The organism is Marinomonas vaga (genome assembly GCF_055388305.1).
Window position 1 is genome coordinate 2,151,698 of the sequence record NZ_AP043903.1, and the last position, 20,314, is coordinate 2,172,011.

A 20,314-nucleotide genomic window follows, 5' to 3' on the forward strand; every position below is an offset into this window, starting at 1 on the left:
CGCTCATTTCATTAGGATTGATGGCGATGAAGAAAGCGTTTTTATTATTAGGGATAAGTGTGCTTGTCATGCCCGCACAAGCGGCCACAAGGCAAGTAGAAAGCAACGGAACTGCGGTATTGTTTGAAGCATCTGGTGGTGCTGGTATATCGCAGTTTGGGTTGGGGTTAGGGATTCAACCGGAAGACGCACGCTCCGGATTCGGTGGTTTGTATTTTGAAAGCACTACGCTGGATGACAGGCAAACCCTTTCTGGGCGGTCACTGGGTAATCATGAAACCACCATTAGGACCCTCGGAATACGAGGATTTAGTGTTCAGGGTAATGATGATGAGCCTATTGGCGCAGATGTGACGTTTGGTTTGAGTCAAACTAAAACCGAGGGGTATGACCGAACAGGAATGAGCGCCCGTGCGGCGTTTTACTTTCCTGTGATGGAGAAAACTACTTGGTACGCGGGATTGGATGTACGTCCTAAATTGCTGTCGTTTGACTGGAGTAAAGATGTACTCATGGAGCTGGGATTTGACGCGGGCGTGGATGTGCGAGTTCTGCCAAATCTTGGGCTATATGCTTACTACTATTACGAGAACATGCTCACTGATGATTTTGACTCTTGGTTCTTGGGCAGTGGTGTCGCGGCAGGGTTGAGTTGGGTCTGGTAGATCCAATAAAAACGGCAGCCTAGGCTGCCGTTTTTTATATCACTTGTTTAAGACTTTGCTACTTCAGTGAGCAAAATCGTACGGCTGGCTGCTTCGGCTAGCTCTTGACCTTTCTTCACAAAGTGACGCTTGAAATAGCTAGAGTGCTCGTCGTGCTCATGGAAGTTGTGTGGGGTCAGTACTGCTGTCAAAACAGGCACTTCCGTTTCTAATTGAACTTGCATAAGGCCATTACATACGGCTTGAGCCACAAAATCGTGACGGTAAATGCCGCCATCTACCACTAGGCCGCTGGCAGCAATGGCTGCATACTGGCCTGATTTAGCAAGTAATTTTGCTTGCAGTGGGATCTCGTAGGCGCCTGGTACTGCGATCAGTTCTAAGTTGTCTTCACTGAAGCCTCGGGCAATCATGATTTCTTTGAATCCTTCCCAGCATTGCAACACGATGTCACTGTGCCAAGAGGCGTGAATAAACGCCACGCGCTTAGTTGAAGGATCAAATGTTTGAGTATTCGTTGAGCTCTGATTCATATATGTATCTTCCACAAAAAATGCTGAATCAGGGCGAACGGGAGGCAAGCCAAACCGCTTTGAATGGTTCAAAGAGTGTATCTATGTATCTTGTCTACGCCGTCCTCTATCATCCGGACTATGACCGTCGGCTCTGGAGTCTCACCAGATCTGCTGACCTTTCTTTTCTATCATTTAATAGCAGAGAAAGCGCTCGCGGGCTTCGAGTGTAAAACTCGTTACCGCCGGTGGGGAATTTCACCCCGCCCCGAGAACGAAGTCGTTACTTGTTAACGACTTTGCTACTTTAGTGTCTAACGGCTACAAGTGTCAAAGGCAAAGTGCGCAAAAACTTGCATAAAAACGAACAAATACCTTTCTAATTCCGCCGTTGCAGTTGCTTCGATTACTGCCTAAGCATGAGCTTATTTGTCATAAACCTGACCTGAGCTTGGTTGCGCCTGAATATCCTTCACCTTTACTACGGTGCTTTTCGTGCCGACACCCCTACTGACAGTGTACAATGCGGTCAAATTTATTGGGTATACAAAAGATATGAGCAAATTATTTGTCATGGGCATGGGGCCAGGGGATCTTGGCCTAGTGGCGCCGAATGCGACCAAGGCATTAGCAGCATGCAGTGATTGGGTAGCCTATGGATACTACCTAGAATTATTAGGAGAACTGAGCGCAGGTAAAACATTCCATGATCTACCCTTAGGGGAAGAAATTGGACGCGCTAGATTGGCACTGGATCTGGCGGCACAGGGTAAAACCACCGCTTTGATTTCCAGTGGTGATATCGGTATTTACGCCATGGCAACCTTAGTGTTTGAGTTGCTTGATCAGCAATTACAAGGCAAGGAAAGTCACCCAGAGTGGCTGGACGTGGATATTCAAGTTATTCCTGGTATTTCTGCCATGCAAGCAGGTGCTAGCCGTGTCGGTGCCATGTTAGGTCATGACTTTTGTACGGTTTCTTTAAGCGACTTGCTGACGCCGTGGGAAACCATTGATAAGCGTATTCATGCTGCTGGGGCAGGAGACTTTGTGATCTCCTTTTACAACCCTGTTTCAAGAAAACGTGATTGGCAACTGAATCATGCAAGAGACGTATTGCTACAGTATCGTCCAGCGTCGACCCCGGTGATGATTGGTCGTCAGCTGACCCGCCCAGAAGAAGACATTACCTTCACGACCTTGGGAGAGTTGGATGCCAAAGACGTGGATATGTTCACCATGGTTTCTGTTGGTAACTCTGAGTCACGACATATTGTAAATGGTGAGAAACATTGGATTTATACCCCGCGGGGTTACTCCAAAAAACTCTAGCTCAAAGCAGCAAGATTAGTAAGGAACTGAATCATGACGGTATTTTTCATTGGTGCTGGCCCAGGTGATCCAGACTTAATGACTGTTAAGGCGGTTAAGACCATCGCCAAGTGCCCAGTTGTTCTTTATGCAGGCTCCTTGATCCCAAAGGAAGTCTTGGACGATGTGAGAGACACTGCAGAAGCCATTTATGACACGGCCTCCATGAATTTGGATGAAACCACTGCCGTGATCGAAAAAGCCGCTGCCGAAGGCAAAGACGTGGCACGTCTACAATGTGGTGACCCTGCTTTGTACGGTGCCACAGGGGAACAAATGCGTCGCCTTGATGCCTTAAATATCGATTACCAAGTGATCCCAGGAGTCAGTGCGGTGGCGGCTTCTGCAGCCATGCTGAAAAAAGAGCTGACCCTGTCAGGTGTATCGCAAACCGTGATCATGACCCGTTATGAGGGCAAGACACCTTTTCCTGAGCGGGAGCGACTGCCAGCATTGGCTCAAAGTGGTGCAACCTTAGCGATTCATCTTGGAGTGACTCGTATACATAAAATTGTCGAAGAGCTACTCCCCCATTATGGAGAAGATTGTCCGGTGGCAGTGTGTTACCGCACCAGTTGGCCTGATCAAGATTATGTGACAGGCACCCTTAAGGACATTGTCGAAAAGGTTCGCGCGAAAAAGTTCACCCGCACCAGCTTGATCTTGGTAGGGCATGTATTGGATACGGAGGACTTTGCTGACTCTTATCTGTACGACAAAACTCAAGCACATATTTACCGCAAAATTCATCGCAAAAACGATGGCGACGTATAAGGACACATGATGCAACTGAATAAGATTCCAACCACAGTCGTCACTGGCTTTTTGGGCAGTGGTAAGACAACTCTCTTGTCGAATGTATTAAAACAAGCCGCAGGCAAACGCATTGCTGTGATTGTTAACGAATTTGGTGAGTTAGACATAGACACTGATTTGCTACGCTCTTGTCCTCTGGATTGTGAAGAGGACGCGGCGGCGACTCAAACCGATGAAGGCTTTTATGAGCTAGCAAATGGCTGTATTTGCTGCACCGTAGAAGAAGAGTTTTTGCCAGTGATGAAACAACTGGTAGAGCGTCGCGGTGACATCGATCATATTTTGATTGAAACCAGTGGTTTGGCGCTGCCTAAACCCTTGGTACAAGCCTTTAACTGGCCTGGTATTAAAGAGCATTGCACCGTGGATGCGGTGATTACCGTGGTTGACGGCCCTGCGGTCGCGGCAGGTCGTTTTGCCCATGACGAAGACAAGGTGCAAGCGCAACGTTTAGCGGATGAGTCCTTAGACCATGATCCATCCTTGCAAGAGCTGTTGGATGACCAATTGAGCGCTGCTGATTTGGTGGTTGTCAGTAAAAACGACTTACTGGATGAAGAGCAGCGTGCACGGGTGAAAAGCATCATTGAAGGTGAAGTGGAATCAAGCGTTAAGATTGCTTACATCGAAAACGGTGAAGCCGCCCTGGATGTGCTGCTGGGCTTAGAAGCTGCCACGGAGTCACGTATTGAGCATGTCCACAATCACCACGACCACCATCACGCCCACGGGGAAGAGCATGATCATGCCCACGATCATTTTGACTCTTTTGTGGTGTCCTTAGGGGAAGTGGATGCAGACATTTTGCAAGACACCTTAGAAGATCTCGTGGAGCAAAATAACATCTTCCGGGTGAAAGGTTTTGCTGCGGTGAATGGCAAGCCAATGCGTCAAGTCTTCCAAGTAGTCGGTACCCGTCTGGATCGCTATTTTGATCGCCTATGGCAGCCAGAAGAGTTGCGCCAAACCCAATTGGTCTTTATTGGTAAAGGCATCAGCAAGGCACAGATTGAAGAAACCTTGCATGCTGCCTTGTCAGCTTAAGTCGTAACGCGTGCATTTACTGGCGGCAAAACCTGGTGGCTTCGTTGATGACGAAGGCATTATAGATCTAGGACAAAGCCCCGCAGACATCATCGTCTTGGCGGCGGCGGACTCTTTATTAAGTGGTTTAGGGCAAGCCCTGCATCAGCTTGATGAGGGGGCCCCCAGCGTTCGTTTAGCCAACTGGATGCAGTTGGTTAAACCGGCTGCCTATGATTTGTATGAAGACGCGGTGCTAGAGCGCCCCACGAAGCGGCCACAGGTTGTCATCCTGTCGTTACTCGGTGGTCAGCATTATTGGCCCTATGGCTTTGAGCGACTGCAAGCTTGGGCCAAGGCAAGCCGCCATCGGCACTTGATTATCGTCCCTGGGGACGATGCTGCCGACCCTGACATTATGGCTGCTTCCACAGAGTCTCAAGAGCATGTGCATCGTGTTTGGCGTTATCTTCGAGAAGGGGGCAAACATAATGCAGAGCATTTGTTTCGCTTCCTTGCCGCCCAGTGGTTTGAGGGGCCAGACCAATGGCTAGAACCCAGTGCTATTCCCAATGCAGTCATGGTTCACCAAGGAGAGGTGAGCTCATTTTCTGCATGGCAAAACACTTATCAGTCAGCATTGTCTCAAGGGATGCCTGTTGTCCTTGTCTTGTTTTACCGATCCCATCTGCAAAGCGGCAACACCCAAGTTTTTAGCGAGTTTGCTCAGGTTTTACTGGATCAAGGTGTGGTCCCTCTGCAAATTGCCTTAAACTCCCTAAAAGATCCTTTTAGTCTCGATTTGGTGGAACATCTGGCGGAACGTTCGAACGCTAGCTTGATCCTGAATTGCACAGGATTTTCGGCCAATCGGGCCGGTAGCCCAGATCTTGCGTCAGAGCCTACCCAGTTTGCCTCAGCGTTTGCGAATACCTTACCCGTACTGCAAGTGATTTTATCTGGTAGTACCGAAGAAGATTGGCAGGCGCAAACTCAGGGGTTACGTAGTCGTGATGTGGCCATGCAAATTGTCTTGCCGGAGATGGATGGTCGAATCATCACCCGCGCTGTGAGTTTTAAAACCTCATCGGAATACCATGAAGCGGCACAGATTGATTTAATTCGCTATCAGCTTCATGAGGAACGGGCGACCTTTGTGGCTAAACTTGCCAAGGGATATGGAGAACTGCGCCAAAAGCCAAATTCAGACAAGCGGATTGCTTTTATCTTGGCGAACTATCCCACCAAAGATGGTCGTATTGGCAATGGTGTTGGCCTCGATACGCCAGCGTCTACCGTGACTTTGTTAAAAGCTTTATTTGACCATGGCTATCCCATTGCGGAGGTGCCTGAACATGGCAATGGGCTGATCGAAGCCTTATTGGGCGCGGTGACAAATAACCCTAACTCCCTACATGAGCGGGGATGCTGGCAAAGCCTATCCCTGAATGATTATCTAGATCACTTTTACCAGTTGCCTCTGGCGGCACAGCAGGCCGTATGGGAGCGATGGGGGCCGCCAGAAGACGACCAAAAGTGTCGTGCCGTTGCTGGTGAGTGGCGCATGATGCTGGCGGGGATTCGTTTGGGCGAAACCTTTGTTGGGATCCAGCCTGCCCGAGGATTTAACGTGGATTTGGCGGCCAATTACCACGACCCAGATCTAGTGCCTCCCCACAGTTACTTGGCCTATTATTTTTGGTTACGCCATGTCTATCAGGTGGATGCGGTAGTTCATGTGGGTAAACATGGCAATTTGGAGTGGTTACCGGGTAAGGGCACAGCCTTGTCGGATGCCTGTTGGCCGGATATCGCCATGGGGCCGATGCCGCATTTTTACCCCTTCATTGTAAATGATCCTGGGGAAGGGGCTCAGGCAAAACGCCGCACGCAAGCAACTATTGTTGATCACCTAATGCCGCCTATGACCCGGGCTGAAACCTACGGGGACATGGCAGAGCTAGAGACCCTTGTGGATGAGTATTATCAGGCTATGGGGATGGATACTCGTCGTGAAGCTTGGCTTAAAGACAATATTCTTGAAAAAGTCAAAAGCAGCCACTTGCTAGAGGAGTTAACGGGCATTGAACCGGGTGATGAAGCCTCGGTATTAGAAGGTTTAGACACCTACCTTTGTGAGATAAAAGAGTCCCAGATTCGCCATGGTTTACATCGCCTTGGTGAATTACCTGAATCTGACAAGCTCGCTGATACTTTAGTGGCTTTGTTGCGCTTACCTCGGGGAACCACTGTCACGAGTCAAGGCATCTTGCATGGGCTAGTCAAAGATTTACACATCATGGAGCCGGGCTTTGATCCTATGGAGTCTTCCTCTAAGCCTTGGATAAGCGAGCAACCTGAGTCATTGTTGGTTCTTTCTGATTCGTCATTTCGTACCCACGCGGATGGCAAAGAACGTTTAGAATTGTTGGCCAAAGCTTTAATTACTCAAGTGCTTATAGAAGATAAGCCGATTAGCCAAAAAGACTTTCCGCAAACTGAGCGCCTATTGGCCCATGCCAAAGGCACTTTGTATCGTGCACTGGAGCAAAGTGCTACGGATGAAGTGCAAGCACTGTTAAATGGCTTAGCAGGGCAGTTTGTACCACCAGGCCCTAGTGGTGCACCGACTCGCGGTCGGTTGGACACCTTGCCTACAGGTCGTAACTTTTTCTCCGTTGATAATCGTGCGATCCCATCTCCTGCTGCTTGGGCCATTGGCCAGAAGTCGGCAGAAGCCTTGGTGTTAAGGCATTTACAAGAGCATGGGGATTACCCAGTAAACTTGGGTTTATCCGTCTGGGGGACCGCCACCATGCGTACTGGTGGGGATGATATTGCTCAAGCCTTTGCGCTCATGGGGGTGCGACCTATATGGGCCCCCGGCTCCAATCGGGTAACGGACTTTGAGGTCTTGTCCTGCATGCAATTAGGTCGGCCAAGGGTAGACGTGACCTTGCGTGTTTCGGGCTTTTTCCGAGATGCTTTTGCCAATGTGATGCGCCTATTTGACGCAGCGGTGCAGGCTGTGGCGGATTATCAAGAGCCCGGAACAGGCAATACCATAAGAGCGAATATTCAACAGCGCCAAGCAGAGTTAGAGCAACAAGGGGCGAATGCAGAAGACGCGGCTCGGGAAGCCAGTTATCGTGTGTTTGGCTCGAAACCGGGGGCCTATGGTGCTGGACTGCAAGGGTTAATTGATGAACGTGTATGGGATACCCAAGCGGATCTTGCTGAGGCTTACTTGAACTGGGGCGGCTATGCCTACGATGGAGATCTGCGGGACGGAGTAGAGGCTAGGGAAGCGTTTGCTACGCGTCTTAAAACCCTAGAAGTAGTCGTGCAAAACCAAGATAACCGCGAACACGACCTCCTAGACTCAGATGATTACTATCAATTCCAAGGGGGGATGACCAACGCTGTGACTCAGCTGAGTGGGACTGCGCCAAATGTTTATCACAACGATCATTCTAATCCGAGTGTGCCTAAGGTGCGTACCTTGCAGGAAGAATTGAATCGAGTGATTAGAGGGCGGGTACTCAATCCAAAGTGGATAGGCGCGATGCAAGAGCATGGTTATAAAGGCGCATTTGAAATGACCGCTACGGTGGATTATCTGTTTGCCTATGATGCCACCACGGATTTGATTGCTGATTATCAATATGAACAAGTCACAGACACGTTATTGTTAGACTCCAAGAACCGTGAATTTATGGAACAGAACAACCCCCATGCTCAAGAGGAAATGGCCGAGCGATTGTTGGAAGCCATCCAGCGAGGCATGTGGCAAGAGCCTGGGGAATACGAGCAGCAGATTCAATCACTGCTGTTGGAAATAGATCAGAAACAAGAGCAGCGGGGTTAGCCTTTAATTTGGCCCCTTGCGCATCCTTTATTTGGCGTTAATATGTCGCCACAAAAGCGTTAATCAAAGCAGAGAGAAAGCATGAGTACTACTGAACAAGCCAAAAAGAAAGGCATTATGATTTGCGGGCACGGTAGCCGTGACAAAGATGCAGAACGAGAGTTTGGCTTAGTCGCAGCGGGACTGAAAGCTCGGTTTCCAGACCTGCCGGTGGAATACGGCTTTTTAGAGTTTTCTGCCCCTAATATTCATATGGGGTTAAACAGCCTGTTGAAGCAAGGGGTCAATGACATCTATGCCATCCCCGGCATGCTGTTTGCGGCCACCCATGCGAAAAACGATATCCCTTCGGTGCTGACCACATTCCAAGAGAAAACACCTGGTATGGGCATGCATTATGGTCGTGAGTTGGGGTTACAAGAGGATATGATTGAGGCGTTTCAGGCCCGCATTTATGAGTCTCTTGGACTCGATCCTGAGAACCCACCTGAAACTCTGTATGACACCATGTTAGTGGTGGTTGGCCGTGGTACTTCAGATACGTATGCAAACGCTGAGGCGGCTAAACTCACCCGTATTGTGAATGAAAACATGGGCTTTGGCTGGGCGGATACCGTGTATTCAGGGGTGACGTATCCTTCTGTTGGGGTTGGTTTAGAAAAGCTAATGAAACTAGGCTTTAAACGTATTGTTGTGGCCCCATACTTCCTCTTTACTGGCCGTTTGATCAAGCGTATTCAAGGGTATGTAGACAAGGTTGCTCAAGAGAATCCTGCTATTGAATTTATCCAAGCCCATTATTTAAGTGATCATGAGCGAGTGATCGATGCCTTTGAAAATCGAGTGCAAGAAATCATGGATGGCTCCTTGCAAAAGGGCCATCAAGAAACCTTGATGAGCTCATTTAAGCGTCGCCTGGCAGCGGGTGAGGTGGATGTACACCACCACCATGCGGAATATGTTGATCCAGAAGACGATACCCAAGGGGTATCTGAGTCAGATCAAAAGCATGACCAAGCTTTTGGTCAGATTACGTCTGTCACAGCCCATGATCACGGCCACAGTCATTCTCATGGCCACAGCCATAGTCACTCTCATGATCACGGCCACAGCCACAGCCACAGCCACAGCCATTCCCATAATCATGGGCATAGCCATTCCCATCATAGCCATGACCACGGTCATCACCATGGCGTGTATAAGCATATCGGTCATCCAATGGGACCACGCACCATGATTGGCGAAGGGGTGTGTTGCTGCTTTATGGGGCAATTTACAGAGGAGATTTTAGAGCAGGAGAAACACCGTATTGAAGGTGATTGCTCTAAAACCGCATTAGCCCATCGTAAATAATCTGATTAACCCCAAAGCACATTGATCTTTTCATTGGGCTTTTTCACCCCCATAGGGTGAGTGTGATAAGGTTCCTCCATCTTAAAAACAGCCCCCTGTTGGGGCTGTGAACTGTCTAACACCATGAGGACAAGACTGTGTCTGAGACTCAAATGACTCAAGTTGAAAAATTAGCCAAGCTACGTGAGGCTTGGTTGCCTGCAGTAGAGTTTCTTTTTGGACCTGCCGCACAAGAAGCTCAATTTGATGGCTTTGAAGTAAGTGATGATATCGCAAAGCCACAAGTGCTATACAAGCATCCTGAGCAGCCCTACCGTTATACTTTGCAAATGCCAGCACGCAGCTTTACGAATGACGTGATGTTGTTGGCAGATGTGATTCAAGAAATGACCCGTGGTTTGTATCCATTAGGGTATGAAAAACAGGACACGACAGCTTTGGCTGAAGGGGTGGCCATCTATGGTGCCGTGGCGGCTCTAAAGCAAGTGTTTGGAGAGGAGAGTGTCGATTCCTACTTAAATGCGTTACGTGAACAAGCATTTGCGTACTATGATGCGTTTTCGTATGTCTCTGTCTTACTGACAGAGGACCCACAAGGTATTAAAAAACTGCGTGAAGTGAAGCCATTACTCTATCAAGCTGAACGTGCGGATTTTGATGCGGCGGGCATAGACATTGATCGTAAGATTAAAGACATCTTGTGTATGACATTTCGTCTGTGATCTTCGTCAAAACTCTATTAAAAGCTCCGATTTTCGGAGCTTTTTTATTTGTACGATGGGTTAACCTTTGATTTGGCGAATCAGCCATGTATTATCGGATTAGACAAAGCTGTATTAGAAACTCTTATATTATTGAATTCTTCCCACCTTGTTAGGAAACGGATATGGATCCACTGAAAGCCACCAGCAGTGATCAACTGCGTATTAAAGTTTGGCAGGGCCTTACCACCGTTATGGGAACCATTGCTGTCATTTTAGGGGTTTGGAATGTGGGGTTTAATAATGCGCCAGTACTTGGCCTTGTTGAGCTGGGATTAGCTTTATTTTCTTTGTTGATTTACCGAAAGTTTAAACAAGGTCGCGAAACCTTATTTCTTCAATATGCGTACATCGCACTTTTCATACTAATCGTTGGTTTTGCTATTTTATCCCGACCACTAATGAATGGTCTGTTTGTCTGGCCTTTATTTCTTCCTATTTTGTTTTACCTTTCCCTTGGTGCTAGAGATGGCTTTGTTTTATCCGTGGCATCATTAGTGCTCGCATTTATTGTTTTGAGTATCAAGCTGAATAATGAAGTCGCTCTGAACGCCTCTACCGTACGGCTTAATTTTGGGCTCTGTTATGTGTTGATCTGGGGGATTTCTGCTGTCTATGAGCATAACCGTATGCGCATAGAAAAGGACTTAGAAAAACTAGCCTTAACGGATGTGCTCACAGGAACAAAAAACCGACTCGCCTTTAAGCGGGATTTTGCAGCTCGAGTGGCGTCAGGTGAAAACTTTGGCCTGCTTCTGCTAGACATCGATCACTTTAAAAAAGTGAACGATAACTATGGCCATGAAGCAGGGGACGAAGTGCTGCGTCATTTGACCAGTGAATTAAACCAGTCTTGCGGTAGTGGCAATCTCTATCGCCATGGTGGGGAGGAATTTTGCTTGTTGGTGGCTGGAGATGTCAAACAGGTGACTGTGCAAGCGGAGCGTATCCGTGAAGACATAAGCCATTATGATTTTGGGGCAGAACTGCCAATCCAAGTGACAGTGAGTATTGGTGTTGCCACCCTAGAAGACAGTAATGAAGGGGCGGTTTTACTGGATATTGCCGACCGACGCATGTATCAAGCCAAACGAAATGGACGCAACTGTGTTGTGGCATTTGATATAGAAACCACTCCGTCCGAGATTCCAGCCTAGCATGTGAATGAAGCGGAATTGCCTCGAAGATTCCGTAAAATCGATGATTTTTTCGCCGCTTCCATGGACATTTTATTGTCAGGCTTTATAGTACGCCCATCAATTCAATAAGCGTTTTTAGAAACGCCTTCTATCTCTCTCTGGAATATCAATGATCACAGCTTCTAACGTTACCATGCAGTTTGGTAGCAAACCTCTTTTTGAAAACATCTCAGTTAAATTTGGCGATGGCAACCGCTACGGTCTGATCGGCGCCAATGGCTGTGGTAAATCTACCCTGATGAAAATCTTAGACGGTAGTTTAACGCCGACGGCTGGTAACGTTTCTATCTCGCCAAATGATCGTGTCGGTAAGCTAAATCAGGATCAGTTTGCGTTTGAAGAATACAGCGTTATTGATACCGTAATCATGGGTTATAAAGAGCTGTGGGAAGTGAAGCAAGAGCGCGATCGCATCTACAGCTTGCCAGAAATGAGCGAAGAAGACGGCATCAAGGTCGCTGAGTTAGAAGGTGAGTTCGCTGAGATGGACGGCTACAGTGCAGAAAGCCGTGCCGGTGAAATTTTGCTGGGCGCGGGCATCGAAGAGTCTTTGCACTTTGGTCCTATGAGTGAAGTGGCTCCGGGTTGGAAGCTACGTGTATTGTTGGCTCAGGCGTTGTTTTCGAACCCGGATATCCTGCTATTGGACGAGCCAACCAACAACTTGGACATTGACTCGATCCGTTGGCTGGAAGATCTTCTGAATCAGTATCAGTCCACCATGATCATTATTTCCCACGACCGTCACTTCTTGAACTCTGTGTGTACTCACATGGCAGATATCGATTTTGGCGAGTTGCGTGTGTACCCAGGTAACTACGATGATTTCATGCTGGCGTCTGCCCAAGCCCGTGAAAGTATGATGGCAGCGAATGCGAAAAAATCTGCACAGATTGCCGATCTTAAGCAGTTTGTGGCGCGCTTCTCGGCGAACGCTTCTAAAGCAAAACAGGCGACGTCCCGTGCGCGCCAATTGGAGAAGATTAAACTCGAAGACATCAAGCCTTCTAGTCGTCAAAACCCATTTATCCGTTTTAATCAGGATAAGAAGCTACACCGTCAAGCACTGATCCTAGAAAATCTAGGTCACAGCTACGAAGATGAGCATTTGTTCTCCGGCGGTAACTTAATTCTAGAAGCGGGTGCACGCTTGGCGGTACTAGGTGAAAACGGTGTCGGTAAAACGACTTTGTTGCGTTGTTTGATGTCTGAAATCGAAGCCAAAGAAGGTACGGTTAAATGGGCGGAGAATGCGAGCTTAGGTTATTGTCCTCAAGACAGTAGTCATTTGTTTGATAATGATATGACCCTGTTTGATTGGATGACCCAGTGGCGTAAGCCAGGGGATGATGATCAGGTGGTGCGTGCGACTCTAGGCCGTATGCTATTTTCTGCGGATGATTTCAAAAAGAAAGCGAAAGTGTGTTCTGGTGGTGAGAAGAACCGTTTGATCTTCGGTAAGCTGATCCTTCAAGAAACCAATGTGCTTGTCATGGATGAGCCAACCAACCACTTGGATATGGAATCCATCGAATCCTTGAACATGGCTTTGGAAATGTACCCAGGTACTTTGATCTTCGTCAGTCATGACCGAGAGTTTGTGTCCTCTTTGGCAACCGAAATCTTACATATCAAAGATGAGAAAATAGAGCACTTCCAAGGTACTTATGATGAGTTCCTAGGCTCCCGAGAGCTGTAAAGCTAATCTTTTATTAGTAATTCGATGTTTAAAAAGCCTCAGCCTAGCGCTGGGGCTTTTTCGTTTTGGCGCAGTAAAGTATCAGTGACCCGTGGTGAAACATAAGACGTAAGCCCAGAGAGTTTTGTATACTCTGAGTGTGTCTTATGGATTGTATTGGCGAAGCGAGCGACCTATGAAGTGCCCACATTGTAAAAATCCCATTGCTTTATCTTCCCTACGAAAAAGCTTTTTTCGACCTCAGCGTTGTCCTGCTTGTGAACAGTCCTATGTGTTAAGTTTGAGTGTGGGACGAGGATTATTGTTACTACTGCCTGTTGCTTTAACCCTATTTATGATCCGTCCGCTTTCGATTCACTGGGGAGTTGCGCCGGTATTTTTAACCGCACCAGTGATACTTCTCTACCTGCTTTCTTGTCTTAGAATTGCCCAGCGCTCTACACTGGAATCTTAATAGAGGTGCTGCACTGTGGATGTAGTGCCTATTGCTCGCAGCCAGAATTCCAATTAGATTTTTTCACAGTTTTTAATTTTTCATCTAAATTTAAAAAACAAGAGTTAGGCTGATAAATAAAAGGCTTACACAAAAGCCTGTATGCGGTCACCACGGATGCGTACCCGTATAAGTTAACCAATTATAGGGTGACATCATGCTGATTAAGCAAAAGCTCGCGTTAAATACCTGTGTTGTTTTAGTGTCAATGTTGGCTCTGATCATTGTCCTCTTCTTTGCTGAAGCGCATTTAGAAGATTTGATAGATGGTAAAGAACTGTCCCAGCGACAGGAGTCAGAAATGCTCTTATTGCGTCGCCATGAGAAAGATTTTTTAGCTCGGGAAGATCTGAAATATCTTAAGCAATTTGACGACGTTGCAGAACGTATTGTTCAGCAACAGCAAAAGCTGAATGTAATGTTCGGGACACTAGGCGTGCAAGCTTCTGAATTTAGCGATTTAGAGGAATTGTTTGTGGAGTATCGACGCCTTTTTAACGGGGTAGTTGATGCCACAGTTCAAATGGGGCTCAATCAAGACGAGGGGCTTGAGGGGGATTTACGTAGCGCTGTTCATGATATCGAATCGTCGCTAAAAGCGTTTAATCAAGACGCCTTATTGGTGACCATGTTGCAGTTACGCAGGCATGAAAAAGACTTTATGTTGCGTTTAGATATGAAGTATCTTGAACGCTTCAAAAGCACATTAACCAGACTCAAAGATCAGTTACGTAGTGCTAGTATTCCCGCCGATAGTAAGCAATCTCTCCTTTCTTTAGCGGATTCTTATCAAGATAAATTCTCAGTTTATGTTAATCAACAACAGGCTATTGGTCTTACCAGTAATGATGGCCAGATGGGTGTCATGCGTCGAACTATACAGCAGACTGAAAGCAAATTAGCGCTTATGACTGAAGCCATGGAGCAACGTACAGATGAGCTATTGAATCAAATTCGCATGCTTATGTTGGTTGTGTTTGCGCTTATTGTGGTGTCAGCTGGATTGATTGCGTGGCGCATTAGCCAATCTATCAGCCGTCCTCTCGATATCATTAGGAGAGCAATGTTAGAGATTGATCAAACTCGCAATCTTGGTACTAGAGTCGCCTATGAAGGAAAAGATGAGATTGGCGAGGTGTCAAAGAGCATTAATCAGATGTTGGAAGGCTTTCAGAGTGTGGTGCAATCGGTAAACAATACTGTGGTCAATATGACAGATCAAACCCAGTTGCTATCGAAAACGGCTGCACGGACTGCCCACGATGCAGATCGCCAGCGAGATGAAACCGATATGGTAGCTGCTTCGGTTGCTGAGATGGTGGGGACCGTGGAGGAAATTTCTCGCAATATGGAGCACGCGGCAGACAAAGCTACGGCAACTCAAGATAGTGCTGCGGACGGTCAAGCCAAGGTGAGTTCAGCTATTGAGCATATTCACAGTCTTGCCTCCCGTTTAGAAGGTTCTATGAGTACCGCCGATGCATTGGCCAAGGAAAGTGAAAGTATTGGTACTGTATTAAACGTAATTCAAGACATTGCAGAGCAGACAAACCTATTAGCGTTAAATGCCGCTATTGAAGCGGCGCGCGCTGGTGAACAAGGTCGAGGGTTTGCGGTGGTGGCGGATGAAGTCAGGGCACTAGCGAGCCGAACACATACTGCTACGGTAGAAATCTCAGAAATCATTGAGTCCTTGCAATCTCGTACTAAGAGTATGGTGGCATTGATTAATGAATGCCGTGATGAGGGGCTTAAGAGCCGTGATGAAGCTGCCATCACAGGAGATGTGTTAAGCAAAATTATCCGCGAAGTAGATGACATTGCTCACATGGCAGGCTCTGTGGCGAGCGCCATTGAGGAGCAAACTGTTGCGGCTAATGAAATCAGCAAAAACGTCGAGAGCATTCGGGCAATCACTTCTGATACCAGTGAATCGGTTGCCTTAAACTCACAGTCCAGTGCGGCCATAGCGCAGCAAGCGAACGATTTAAAGCAGGCTGTTTCAGTTTTTAAATTGTGATTCAAGTCCAGCACAACAGGGACAGTTGTGCGATATCTTTTCTCTTTGAAATCAATGCTAGTTGGTGCATTCAAATGCGCAAATTAGCTTCTTATTGTTTTATTTTTTCTTGCTTACCTCCTGCATTTTGCCCTGCTTTAATGGGACTAAATTGAATGAACCATTTGATAAGGAGGTTCTATGTCTAAGGTATTTGTAATTGGTGCCACAGGTGGTATCGGCAAGCGGTTATGCCCTATGTTGGTAGCGGCTGGCCATGATGTAACAGGGCTCAGCCGGGATCCAAAACATGCAGGCTGGTATCAGCGCAACCAAGTAAGCAGCGTGGCTGGGGACATGATGGATATGGATGTTGCTACGTTAACAGAGCTGACAAAGGGTGCTGATGTGGTGGTGTTCTCGGCTGGGGCTGCTGGCAGTGGCCGCGACAGGACCGCTATGATTGACGGTCAAGGGCCTAAGACGCTCATTGAAGCAATGAAAAACAATGGCATCAAGCGCGTGTATCTAGTGTCTGCCTTCCCGGAAGCAGGGCGCACTAAGGGGCTAGGAGAAGGCTTTGAGTTTTATATGGAAACGAAAAAAGAAGCCGATGCAGCCCTCGTGGAAACTGACTTGGATTGGGTGATCTTACGTCCTGGAACGCTCATTGATGAGGAGGGAGATGGTGCAATCAGTCTCGCAAAAGCCTTGCCTTATGGCAGCGTGAAACGAGGTAACGTGGCTAAAGTTTTGGCGACCATGATTGATACGCCAGCCATCAAACAGGAAATAGTTGAGTTAACAGACGGTTCTGATGCGGTGGACTTAGCAGTCGCTAAGCTGGTTAGAAACTAAGCTCTTGATCATGATGACGTTAGAAGCTTCTTGTTTAGTGTTCTAGACTTTTTACTGATTAAAAATTGATTTAAAGGAGATAGCATGGATACGTTAAGCCCCTCAATTGAAACGCTCTTCGAACAGCTTGGTTTGGAGGCGAGTGAAGACGCTGTGGACGCATTTATCGCCAAGAATGGCCCTATCCCTAAAGATGTTTTGCTGTGGAATGCTGATTTTTGGACATCGGCCCAAGCTAGCTTATTGAAGCAATTGAAAGAAGAGGACGCCGAGTGGTCTCCAGTGGTTGATGAGCTGGATCTCATGTTGCGCTAGTTAGCAAACGAAGAGCATAAAAAAGCACCCAGTAGGGTGCTTTTGGGTATCCATTTATTTGTTCTTAAAAGGCGTAGCCTAAGCCAATGGTGGCACCAAAAAGAGTGTCTTCATCGACCATTGGGCTGTCTTTCACTTCATCTGGCAAGAAGCGAGCGTCGGCGCTTAGAGACAAACTAACACGCTCCGAAAGGCCTATAAGAGTCATCACGCTCACGTAAGGCGTGATACTGTCATCTGCCGTATAAGTTGCTAGGCCACTGCGAGCCGCTTCATTAGAAGACACGCCAAAGTAGTAGTCATTGTAATCACCGCTATTCCACACTAGACCTGCTTTGGGCATGATGCGTACAGTTGGGCTAACCGGGAGCATAAGACCGTAAGACAAGTCGGCATTGAAACCGTTGTAGGTATCAAGGAAGTCGTGGGTTATCTTTGCCGAGAAAATACCTGCTGGTGTGAATCGCGTGTACTCTAAACCAAATACACCTGTCGTGTAGCGCTCATCGAGCTGACGCATTTGCGCATCACTGCTGTCACTTGGGTCAAATGAAAAGGGTGAGTAACCAGCGAAAACGCTGAATTGTTGGGCACGTTCTTTGACTAAATAAGCACCGAGGTTTGTGCCTTTTAGATAGAATCTATCGCCTTCATATTGGATAAGCGGGAGAGCCGTGCTGTTTGGGTCTGTGTGCTTGTACGGTGATTCACCGTAACCGATAAAAGTGCTGGCCGATAATCCATTAGCCGACGCGGCGCTTGAAGCAAGAACACAAAGACCAATCACTGAATAATTGCGTAAGTTTAGGGTTTTCATTGCAGATCCTTAGCATGAATTTGGACGCTAACCTTAACCTAAAATTCAGCGTGATTAAAAGCCCAGAGAGTAGGGTTTCTACAAACTTCCTTGATTGGTTTTTACTGACTTATGAGACATAGGCTCACCAGGGAATGCCCCAGTGAGCGGGTTTTGCAGGGACTTACAGTTCAGTGACAAAGGTGCCTTCAGGCATCACTGGTAGGTATTTTTGGTAGAAGTCTTTGTAGGCTTCTTCTGGATTAAGGTCAGCAAACAGCTCTGGGTACATAGCCTTTGCGTAGAACTGAATCATGGCGCCATCTAAGATGGTGCGGCAGGCTCCGTGGTAAGCTGCATACATGCGGTTATTCTGTACCGCTGATAGGGAGGACCAGCCAGTACGCTCTTTAAAACCTTCTAATCGTGTTTTTGCTAAAGACTCTTTAACACCTTGCCCCATAACCATGGAGGAGTCTGTTGTACCTGTTTCGTAGCCTGTAATGACAATGACGTCTGGGTTAGAAGCAAGAATCTGCTCTGGATTCAATTTGCCCCACCATTCAATAAAGGGTGCTGAGATATTATCGCCGCCTGCGGTCGTCGCAATGGCTCCCCACATGTTTTTGCCAAACGTGTAGCCGATCTCATCAATGTCAGCGGCACCGTATTCAGTGTAGATTTTTGGCTGAGGTAGATTGGCCTCTGCAAGACGATCTGTAATCAGTTTAACGTTTTGCGCGTATTCGTTAGCAATGGTGTTGGCGCGCTCTTGTTGGCCCGTAATAGCACCAATGATTTGGGTGCTTTTAACATGACGTTCTACGGTTTGGGCGTTGAAATCTACTACGGCAATCTTAACGCCAGCGTTCTCTAAACGCTCAATATCACTACCAAGGCCTTTGTATTGCCAATCTGCCAGCATCAGTAGGTCAGGGTTCATACTAATGACTTTTTCTACGGAGAAGGTTTTGGTGTCGACTCGGCCGATGCCTGGAATGTCGTCTAATGAAGGGCGATGCTCAAGATACATTTCCCAGTTTGCAGAACGGGCTTGCCAAATGTATTTAGACATCCCAACAACTTTGTCATAGGCCGCTTCGGTGCCGATTGCCATGTAGTCTTCAGGGTAAAAGCCAACGATGACACGCTGTGCTGGCGCTTCAAAGGTGACTTCTCGATCTAATACGTCGGTGATAGTGATGCGTTCAGCGTAAGCGCTGGAAGCCGTTAATAAGGTCGCAAGAACGGCCCACTTTTTCAGTTGTTTGCGTAGCATGATAAACCTGTAAAACAGAGAGAATTGAAGGGATGCGGTAGCATTTAAGTTCTATTTAAAACTTGCGGGGATTCTACAGTGATTTAAAATGCGGATGCAACTTATTCTCATTATTGTGATTGTTGTAAATAAGGCCAATCAATTGAAGCCCTCGCCATGTGAAGAAGGTACAATGTGCGCCTTTTACGCCCAGCCGTAAGGCTGAGAAGTGGATCATGATCCAATCTGGTAGTTAGATAAAAGACGGGTAAATTTTGGACGCAAACTTGGTAGCTGACGCCTTATCTGCTCAGCGTCAACATGAGAAAAAGCGATGGTGGGTCTTGTTGGCTCTGCTAGTCGCTTTGTTATTGTCTTTCCTTTTTGATATTGCAACGGGGCCCTCATTGTTGGGTATTGGGGACGTTGCCAATGCCTTGCTGAATGTTTTGGGGGTGCCAGTGGAGGTATCCAGCACGACTCAAGTCATTGTTACCAACTTGAGACTACCTATCGCTTTGATGGCTATCATTGTAGGAGGCTCTCTTGGGGTAGGTGGTGCTGAAATGCAGACGTTACTGAATAACCCCATGGCGAGCCCTTATACCCTTGGTATGGCCGCGGCAGCTGGATTTGGGGCGGCTTTGATGCTGTATTTAGGGTCGCTGGGATTGAACGCTAAGATAGCCGTTCCTGTTGGGGCGTTCTTATGTTGTATGTTGTCGGCTAGTTTGTTGTTTGGGTTGGCTATGATGCGACATATTTCATCGGGTCAGCTTATCTTGGCGGGTATCGCCTTACTGTTTTTGTTCCAGTCTTTATTGTCTTTAGTGCAATTCGTGTCGTCTCCTGAGCTGAGTCAGCAGATTCTATTTTGGTTATTTGGTAGCCTGACGAAAGCCTCTTGGAGCAATGTGGCGATCACCGCATTGGTAACGTTTGGCTGTGTCGCCATCTTGATGAAGGACTCATGGAAGTTAACGGCCCTAAGGTTAGGGGAGGAACGGGCGAAAAGTCTCGGGGTGAATGTGGCGCGCCTGCGTTTAAAGACATTAGTGCTGGTGGCGTTAATGACCGCCACTGCCACCAGTTTTGTGGGCATCATTGGCTTTATCGGGATTGTTGCACCGAATATTGCTCGTATTCTTGTGGGTGAAGATCAACGGTACTTTCTGCCCTTGTCGTTTTTGGTCGGAGCCTTCTTATTATCTAGTGCTTCAGTGTTGTCGAAGGTAATCGTTCCGGGCTCTTTGTTTCCAATTGGTATTGTTACCGCCATTATCGGGGTGCCCTTCTTCTTTTGGCTGATCATAGGAAAGAGGCGCTAA

16 protein-coding genes and 1 riboswitch are annotated in these 20,314 nt (G+C 47.3%); of the genes, 13 read left to right on the plus strand and 3 right to left on the minus strand.

The window, feature by feature from the left end:
- Positions 1–26: 26 nt before the first annotated feature.
- Complete coding sequence (locus ACZ5DR_RS10135; protein WP_377368954.1) at positions 27–665, plus strand: hypothetical protein; 639 nt, start codon at positions 27–29, stop codon at positions 663–665.
- A 47-nt stretch (positions 666–712) separates the two neighbouring features.
- Here ACZ5DR_RS10135 and ACZ5DR_RS10140 read toward each other — a convergent pair whose 3' ends face one another.
- Positions 713–1,198, minus strand: coding sequence for a 6,7-dimethyl-8-ribityllumazine synthase (locus ACZ5DR_RS10140; protein ID WP_377368956.1), 486 nt, complete (start codon positions 1,196–1,198; stop codon positions 713–715).
- Positions 1,199–1,295: 97 nt separating this feature from the next.
- Positions 1,296–1,457, minus strand: a riboswitch (FMN riboswitch).
- 275 nt (positions 1,458–1,732) lie between these two features.
- Here ACZ5DR_RS10140 and cobJ point away from each other — a divergent pair.
- From cobJ to ACZ5DR_RS10195, 11 genes are all read left to right on the plus strand, one after another.
- Positions 1,733–2,509: a precorrin-3B C(17)-methyltransferase gene (cobJ, locus tag ACZ5DR_RS10145; protein WP_377368958.1), complete on the plus strand. Its 777-nt coding sequence runs from the start codon at positions 1,733–1,735 to the stop codon at positions 2,507–2,509.
- Positions 2,510–2,542: 33 nt separating this feature from the next.
- Positions 2,543–3,322, plus strand: a complete 780-nt coding sequence (cobM, locus tag ACZ5DR_RS10150; RefSeq protein WP_377368960.1) for a precorrin-4 C(11)-methyltransferase — start codon at positions 2,543–2,545, stop codon at positions 3,320–3,322.
- Positions 3,323–3,331: 9 nt separating this feature from the next.
- On the plus strand, positions 3,332–4,408 hold the full coding sequence (cobW, locus tag ACZ5DR_RS10155) for a cobalamin biosynthesis protein CobW (RefSeq protein ID WP_464543917.1): 1,077 nt from the start codon (positions 3,332–3,334) through the stop codon (positions 4,406–4,408).
- A gap of 10 nt (positions 4,409–4,418) precedes the next feature.
- Positions 4,419–8,255, plus strand: a complete 3,837-nt coding sequence (gene cobN / locus ACZ5DR_RS10160) for a cobaltochelatase subunit CobN (RefSeq protein ID WP_377368964.1) — start codon at positions 4,419–4,421, stop codon at positions 8,253–8,255.
- A gap of 81 nt (positions 8,256–8,336) precedes the next feature.
- Complete coding sequence (locus tag ACZ5DR_RS10165) at positions 8,337–9,608, plus strand: sirohydrochlorin chelatase (protein ID WP_377368966.1); 1,272 nt, start codon at positions 8,337–8,339, stop codon at positions 9,606–9,608.
- 137 nt (positions 9,609–9,745) lie between these two features.
- Complete coding sequence (locus ACZ5DR_RS10170; RefSeq protein WP_377368968.1) at positions 9,746–10,330, plus strand: hypothetical protein; 585 nt, start codon at positions 9,746–9,748, stop codon at positions 10,328–10,330.
- Positions 10,331–10,494: 164 nt separating this feature from the next.
- Positions 10,495–11,526, plus strand: a complete 1,032-nt coding sequence (locus tag ACZ5DR_RS10175; RefSeq protein ID WP_377368970.1) for a GGDEF domain-containing protein — start codon at positions 10,495–10,497, stop codon at positions 11,524–11,526.
- Between the two features lie 151 nt (positions 11,527–11,677).
- Positions 11,678–13,267 carry an ABC-F family ATPase gene (locus ACZ5DR_RS10180; RefSeq protein ID WP_377368972.1) on the plus strand — a complete coding sequence of 530 codons (1,590 nt, stop codon included), beginning with the start codon at positions 11,678–11,680 and terminating at the stop codon, positions 13,265–13,267.
- A 650-nt stretch (positions 13,268–13,917) separates the two neighbouring features.
- On the plus strand, positions 13,918–15,780 hold the full coding sequence (locus ACZ5DR_RS10185) for a methyl-accepting chemotaxis protein (protein WP_377368974.1): 1,863 nt from the start codon (positions 13,918–13,920) through the stop codon (positions 15,778–15,780).
- 180 nt (positions 15,781–15,960) lie between these two features.
- Positions 15,961–16,617 carry an NAD(P)H-binding protein gene (locus ACZ5DR_RS10190; RefSeq protein WP_377368976.1) on the plus strand — a complete coding sequence of 219 codons (657 nt, stop codon included), beginning with the start codon at positions 15,961–15,963 and terminating at the stop codon, positions 16,615–16,617.
- A gap of 84 nt (positions 16,618–16,701) precedes the next feature.
- Positions 16,702–16,932: a DUF2789 domain-containing protein gene (locus tag ACZ5DR_RS10195; RefSeq protein WP_377368978.1), complete on the plus strand. Its 231-nt coding sequence runs from the start codon at positions 16,702–16,704 to the stop codon at positions 16,930–16,932.
- Positions 16,933–16,996: 64 nt separating this feature from the next.
- Here the strand turns inward: ACZ5DR_RS10195 and ACZ5DR_RS10200 are convergent, their stop codons facing one another.
- Both ACZ5DR_RS10200 and ACZ5DR_RS10205 read right to left on the minus strand, forming a co-directional pair.
- Positions 16,997–17,749, minus strand: a complete 753-nt coding sequence (locus ACZ5DR_RS10200; RefSeq protein WP_377368979.1) for a MipA/OmpV family protein — start codon at positions 17,747–17,749, stop codon at positions 16,997–16,999.
- Between the two features lie 163 nt (positions 17,750–17,912).
- A complete protein-coding gene (locus ACZ5DR_RS10205; protein WP_377368981.1) occupies positions 17,913–19,007 on the minus strand; it encodes an ABC transporter substrate-binding protein in 1,095 nt (364 codons plus the stop codon).
- A 254-nt stretch (positions 19,008–19,261) separates the two neighbouring features.
- Between ACZ5DR_RS10205 and ACZ5DR_RS10210 the strand changes: the two genes are divergently transcribed.
- On the plus strand, positions 19,262–20,314 hold the full coding sequence (locus tag ACZ5DR_RS10210) for a FecCD family ABC transporter permease (protein WP_377368983.1): 1,053 nt from the start codon (positions 19,262–19,264) through the stop codon (positions 20,312–20,314).